General features: G+C 55.4%; 6 protein-coding genes and 1 pseudogene. 4 read left to right on the top strand and 3 right to left on the bottom strand.

All coding sequences use genetic code 11. The features are described 5' to 3' along the window. Window positions 1-453: 453 nt before the first annotated feature. Both NKI01_RS29130 and NKI01_RS29125 read right to left on the bottom strand, forming a co-directional pair. Window positions 454-624, bottom strand: coding sequence for a hypothetical protein (locus NKI01_RS29130; RefSeq protein ID WP_352965578.1), 171 nt, complete (start codon window positions 622-624; stop codon window positions 454-456). Window positions 625-776: 152 nt separating this feature from the next. Next, the gene (locus NKI01_RS29125) at window positions 777-1,160 is read right to left on the bottom strand and encodes a hypothetical protein (protein ID WP_352965576.1); all 384 of its coding nucleotides are present in this window, start codon (window positions 1,158-1,160) and stop codon (window positions 777-779) included. Between the two features lie 159 nt (window positions 1,161-1,319). Between NKI01_RS29125 and NKI01_RS29120 the strand changes: the two genes are divergently transcribed. Continuing rightward, window positions 1,320-2,531 (top strand): hypothetical protein, encoded by a 1,212-nt coding sequence (locus NKI01_RS29120; RefSeq protein ID WP_352965574.1) that lies wholly within the window; start codon window positions 1,320-1,322, stop codon window positions 2,529-2,531. A gap of 93 nt (window positions 2,532-2,624) precedes the next feature. On the opposite strand, the pseudogene NKI01_RS29115 reads toward NKI01_RS29120, so the two are convergent. Continuing rightward, window positions 2,625-2,991: pseudogene (locus NKI01_RS29115) on the bottom strand (Ros/MucR family transcriptional regulator). 297 nt (window positions 2,992-3,288) lie between these two features. Here NKI01_RS29115 and NKI01_RS29110 point away from each other — a divergent pair. The 3 genes from NKI01_RS29110 to NKI01_RS29100 are packed head-to-tail and all read left to right on the top strand — an operon-like array spanning window position 3,289 to window position 5,369. Continuing rightward, window positions 3,289-3,567 carry a hypothetical protein gene (locus tag NKI01_RS29110; protein ID WP_352965572.1) on the top strand — a complete coding sequence of 93 codons (279 nt, stop codon included), beginning with the start codon at window positions 3,289-3,291 and terminating at the stop codon, window positions 3,565-3,567. A 1-nt stretch (window position 3,568) separates the two neighbouring features. Beyond that, on the top strand, window positions 3,569-4,102 hold the full coding sequence (locus NKI01_RS29105; protein ID WP_352965570.1) for a hypothetical protein: 534 nt from the start codon (window positions 3,569-3,571) through the stop codon (window positions 4,100-4,102). A gap of 13 nt (window positions 4,103-4,115) precedes the next feature. After that, on the top strand, window positions 4,116-5,369 hold the full coding sequence (locus tag NKI01_RS29100) for a hypothetical protein (protein WP_352965568.1): 1,254 nt from the start codon (window positions 4,116-4,118) through the stop codon (window positions 5,367-5,369). The last annotated feature ends 631 nt before the right edge of the window (window positions 5,370-6,000 follow it).

Here is a 6,000-nt window from a genome sequence, read left to right as displayed (position 1 = left end):
TTGCCAATGGCTGGCCAAACAGCGATATCGACGCCCTCATGCCATGGAATTACCAGCGCTGAACGGCCTCAGCTGCCCGCTTACGGATGACAAGATTGCGTAAGTATATAAGCCGAGATCTCACTAATTCGCCATTTTTCCAAAACAATTTTAATGAAACCAATACGATACGGCATGTTCCATAGCGAAACTTATGACGCTGTTTCAGGCGTCAGCGGTTGACCGTGCTGTGTCGGTTGCCGGCGTCACCAGATATTTCTCCCCAGTGCTCCTACGGGCAATGCCTGTTGTAGTCCTCGCCGTCAGCTTCGAATGGACTATCAAACCGCTATCCCACACTCCATGAAGGTTGGCGTCGCCGTCGCCAAAGAACGTGACCTTTACCCGTTGCCGCCATCGTCCGACTTGCCGTGTGGTGCGCTCAATGTGTGGAACGGTTGGTGGATATCTCCATCAAAATGCACCAAATCGCTTGAGTGCGTCTGCACGATCAAATGCCTCGGCATCTTGGTAGGACGGACGGTAATCATCTGCAAAGATCGCTGCCGTCACCAACGGGGCGCCGAAAAAAATACCTCGCACCTTTGCCTTCGCCGCTGGCGACAACCTGGATTCGGCCACCATGGCAACGATCGAGTGGCCTTCAGGCCCCCCAGGCCCTCGCCGGCGTGCCCAGGAGCACAGCCAGCGGCACAGAAGCAATGAACCGACGCATCTTGCCCTCTTCCCGAAACCGATTGGTTGCAAGTCTCCCGCGCTGGCGCGCCCGGTGCCGCCTATGGGCAAACCCACTGACCGTGCCTGAAGATGCAGGGAGTCGCCGGTCCACCGCCGCTCCGATCAGCCGCCATAGCTATGTAATTCGAGATCCGCGGCGTCGCCTTCGCGAACAATTGTTGGTCGGTGTTCGTCGGGTGCTTCAAATGCAACGTCACCACGGGATGGCTGTGGTTATCGCAAGGTGCCGATCCGTGGCGCTCGAACTCGGAAATGAGCTTCTCGTCGATCTCCAACCAGTGACTACAGTCACCAAGGTCGGCGAAAAGAACAACGTTAGGCTTGTTCGGGTCTGCTTTGACCATGCCGGTCAAGGTGTATTGCGGGCCTTTGTCGAGCTCGTCGAACATTGCTTTAGCTGAAAACTTGGATCGATCGGCCACCGTATCCCTCCCTCCCAAAAAATAGCCATGTAGATCGACCGGCAAGCACGATCTTGGCTACCAAGAAAAGTATACGCCATCAAACTAGCCAGCTTGAATGCCGATCGACTTCAATTGATACTGATGCCGTTCAAGTGTCAACTAGGATGGGGAAACACAATGGCGTCAAATTCAAATAAGCTTTGGTGTGCAGCTTCTTACGCTGCAATTGCGCTCTTGGTCTCAGGATGCGCCGCCGTAGATGCCGTCAGTCCCAGAGCCACGAGCTTCAACCAACAGGCGGCGGATGCGAAAAGCGATAGCATCCTTACGAACATTGTTAGGGCCGCCTATGCAGAGCCGCTTCAGTTCACCGAACTTAGCTCGACCGCCGGTACGGGAAGCGTATCGGGCTCGGTTGGCGCAGGCGTGCCGTTTCCCTTCCGGGGCGGGACCGGAGCTCTCCCACTTCAGACCATTACCAGCACTTTCAATGCATCAAGCACGGTCGGTAACACCTTCGCGGTGCAAAACATAAGCACCCAAGATTTCTACCAGGGGATTCAAAAGCCAATTCCCAAGCAGCTGATCCTATCTTGGATAAGCGAAGGGTTCGACCCGCGAGTGGTTATGAACCTCTTTGTTTCAGGCATTGAAGTCACCCAAAATGGGAAAACGAAGGTCATCCAAAACAACCCAGAGTCTTACAACGACTGGAATGCGTTCTATTCGGCTGTCAATCAGCTCGCTTTCAACAACCTGGACAGCGAGAAAACTTCCAGCACCACGCCGGTCAGTACTGACCTCACCCGGGCCGAAGCGAGTAAGGAAGCAGTTTTAGCTGCTCTAATCAACGCGCCCGCTGGCGCGCCCAGCTTTGAAAAGAACGGCAACAAGGTCCGTCTCGTCAAGCATGAAGCCGGTTACCGCTTCTGCTTTCGTGCGGCGCCTGGTGAGCCAAAATCGAAGACCGTCGAGTTGGCGGATGACACTTTTTTCCAGCTTTATCCCTCTGATTATTGCAGCGAAACGGCCAAGAAAAGCGATGACAGGATTAATATCCGAACACGCTCCGTTGAAGGAGCCATCTTCTACCTGGGCCAGATGGTGCGCAACCAATGGGGTATGGGAGGGTCGGGCCAGAATTTGTTCCAGATCCCGCACGGCGGCAATACCCAGCCTTATACCGTTTTCAAGTTGGACAAGGGCCTTCGGCCGAACAATTTGATCAACGTTTGGTACAAGGGGCAAGTCTATGGCATCGCCCGTGACCCTGCCGGCCTGAAGGATGGCTCCAGCCGTGTGCTGCAACTCCTGACCGACGCCCTAAACCTGCAAAGTTCATCGAAAGATGTACCGGCCCCAAGCATCATCACACTGGTGGGCGGCTAATGAATGGCCGTCAGCGCAGGGGTAACGAGGGAGCACTTGCGACCTTAAGGCCGTTACCCCCTCGCCTAGCCCTTAGGCGAGCGTGGCTTGCGTTTAGCGTCGCATCAGGCCGAGGGACTTGGCGAGCGCCGACCGGGTCGCCGAATAGCTTGGAGCGACCATCGGATAATCCTTCGGCAGACCCCATTTGGTCCGGTACTCATCCGGGGTTAAGCCGTGGCTGGTCGCGAGGTACCTCTTGAGGGATTTGTATTTTCGGCCGTCCTAGGCTAGAGGCTGACGAGTAGTCCGGGAAGACCGAGCGCTTCGGATTGACTGCAGGCTTCAGCTCGGGACTTGGCTGCTTGGCCTCGTGGACAACCCCCGACAACGCAGCGTTCACGCTCGCAATCAGATCGGGCAACGCTGATACCGGCACCGGATTGTTCCGCACATAGGCCGATACAACATCCGCTGTCATATGGATCAGATTCAAGTCATTGTCGTCGGCCAACCGCGTTCCTCCGCTGCCATCGTCAAGGTCTTCGTCACAGCAAAAATGCCCGGAAACCACCACCCTTGGGATTCTTGCACCAACATCCTCCGCCGCGATTACGTCGCCGCAAGTCAACCGGATCCTCTGCCTGGATTGCTATCGTCGCTGCAGGGAGAGTCTGACACCTAATGGCTTCGTAATTTTGGAATTGAATCTGTGGAGTCAGCCTGTACATTTGATGTTTTTTGGTGATATTTTTACTTAGCAATATAGGGATGCTTCATGAGCAAAGTTGCTGCCATCGATACTGCCGTTCGTATGCAGATTGCTGCCGACGGCAAAAAAATCGGTCTTATTGACACCTTGAATATCGCTCGAAGTGGCTATACCGACGCAAATGAGGTCTCGAAATTTCTGCTGGGCGTTTCCCGGAATCTGAAGCTTGATATGCCCTCTCGCACCTTCAGGTGGTCGACGCTCGACCCAGATAAGCTTCTATCCAAAAGGCTGGATATGGTTATCGGTTATATCGTGGAAAATACCGACATAACGGAGCCCTAAGATGCCCACTTTGGAAGAAGACGAAGAGCGCCAGTTCAAAGAAGATCCCAATGTCGAAGAGGAAACCTCGGGCTCGTTCCTGGAGCTTCCTGTAGTCTTGGACTCTACACCGGTAGGCGAAGCGCTCGACCAAGCGAAGCGACACAACGCGACCGCTGTCCTGCGCGACGACGGCACGAGTTTCTGGCTATCCACCACCAGAGATCTCCAGACAGTCGCGAATCGAGACCGTTTCGTTCCGCTACATAATATGCCTGCGGTCAGGTTGTCGGAACTGGGACCCAGACAACCGGCCATCCGCGTCTTCCATGCCGACAGCCTGGCTTATGTAGTGCAGCAGTCTGATGCGGCGTCATTCGACTCGCCTTCCTATCAGGCTTCGGCGGAAGGGTACGTGGCCATTCTTGCGATGCCGGACGATTTGTTCGATCTGAACCGCATTGTTCGGCGCCAGTGGCGATGCCCAGTCGATGGCGAGAGCTACGATCTTAGTGGCAAATGTCCGACACACCGTAGAGACCTCGTGGAAGCCTAGCGGAACCGGTACTATGTTCGGTCAAGCTCTCGACAAGATCGACACGTGGCTTGGCCGATCATTTCTGCTTGCCAGATATTTTCCTTGGCTCCTCTTCTGTGCAGCCAATCTTCTGTTTGCTTCTGCCGAGTTTCCGGCTGTGCGCAACTTCCTATTCGAAGAATATCAAAAGGCGGCGAGCGATACCCTAATTGACCTGCTTATCCTCCTGATCGCAGTCGCTGTGGTGGCATTCACCATATCGCCGGCCATCAGACCAATTACCAAGATGTTGGAAGGACAGGGGGTGTGGCCCCCAGTCGCCGAATTGCTCTTCCTGCGCCGCTCGGTGGAACGCCAAAGGCTCATTCGACTGCGCGAAGCCCTCTTCCAAAGGCGGGCCGCACTTCCAAAAGTAGACGACTTGGCAGACGCACTAGGCAACGCAAGGGAAGCTGGGGCGAAGGTGCGCGTGGTGGCGGACACCGCAGCCATCACAGCCGCCGAGATCGAGACACGCAGGCTTTGGGCGCTGCTCTACCTTAATCAGCCCATAAGACAGGACGATTTGACCAAGACGACAAAGGCCCTGTCCAGAGCCTTGCATCGCAATTGTGCCGATGTGCTGTTTCTTGAAGACAGAAGCGACGCAGCTGTTGCTTGGGCCAAGAGGCTAAGCGCAACTCAAAAAGAATTTATCGAGGTTCTGGCTCCTTATGCAATAAACGTTGCCCAGAGCCAGGAGGCCATAGCTTTAGACACTCAGCAGAGCCTCTATGGCAAGGCCGAGCTCGCGCCTACCCAACTCGGCAACGACGTCGCCGCGCTACGCAGCTACTGCTATACCCGCTACGGCTTCAATTTCGATTTCTTTTGGCCGCGCCTGCAACTCGTCATCAAGGATACCCAGTTGACAGACAAACTCTCGGTGGCAAGGGTTCAAGTCGATTTTTCGGTGCTGTGCCTGACGCTGACGGCGCTGTTCTGCGCAACCTGGCTATTCATTTTAGCTGCTTGGGGGAAATCGCTGATCACGTTGGGAGGTCTAGTGGCCTTCGGACCACTCGCCATCCGGACGTGGCTGTGGATGGTGCACGAAAGTTTCGCCGACTATGCGGAGCTAGTTCGCGGTGCCATAGATGTCAGCCGGTTCGACCTGCTGGGTGCTTTGCGTCAGCCGATGCCGACATCCCTTGCAGAAGAGCGAAAGCTATGGACCGCGACGTCGCGCTCCCTCATGCTCGACGAGCAAGACATCAAGGTCGCCTATGAACACCAAAAATCCTAGAGCGGTGCCAGACCAATGAAACTGCGAGCGTCGGAAAGTGCGTTGGTCAGAGTCAGTGTGTCGCGACTACTGCTAGCCTTTGCTTACGTGGCCTCCGTAGCCATTATCGGGGCCATGGTCTACCATCGCACCTCTCCCCCGGAGCCAAAAGCTGCTAGGGACTTTGGCCGTAACCACCAGCTTCGACCCGGCGATCTCGAAACGGAGACAACCTCCCCCTTGATGGGCAAGTATCTCGTAACCGATGTTAATCGAGGAGACGCAATCAACAATTTACAGGTCGCTGATGCCCCGCGCAGTGGCCTGGGCGTCACGAGCCTTGCCGCCCTCGTAACTGTGACTGCTGACGCAATGCGCAAGAGAAACATTGTCGTAGGCGGTCGTCCATGGCTTTGCCTGAATAATCAAGCTATCGCCGCAACAGACGAAGTACTGATCCTGAACTGCGACGACAAATTATGCACGGCGGTCGTAAGGCTAGCGCATCCCCCCGCAGCGATTACGACCGCAGGTTCGCTGGCCGACGCCTGGTTGGACACGGATCCGAAGGGATGTGGGATTCCACCGTAGATCGAAATGTCGCCGGACGAAGGCTGGGCAACGGCTTTTTATACAAGCAGACTCGAGAGGG

This window comes from Mesorhizobium sp. M0815 (assembly GCF_040319995.1).
Lineage (GTDB): Bacteria > Pseudomonadota > Alphaproteobacteria > Rhizobiales > Rhizobiaceae > Mesorhizobium.
Note: the sequence above shows the minus strand (reverse complement) of the source record. Positions and strands in the feature narration are given on the sequence as shown.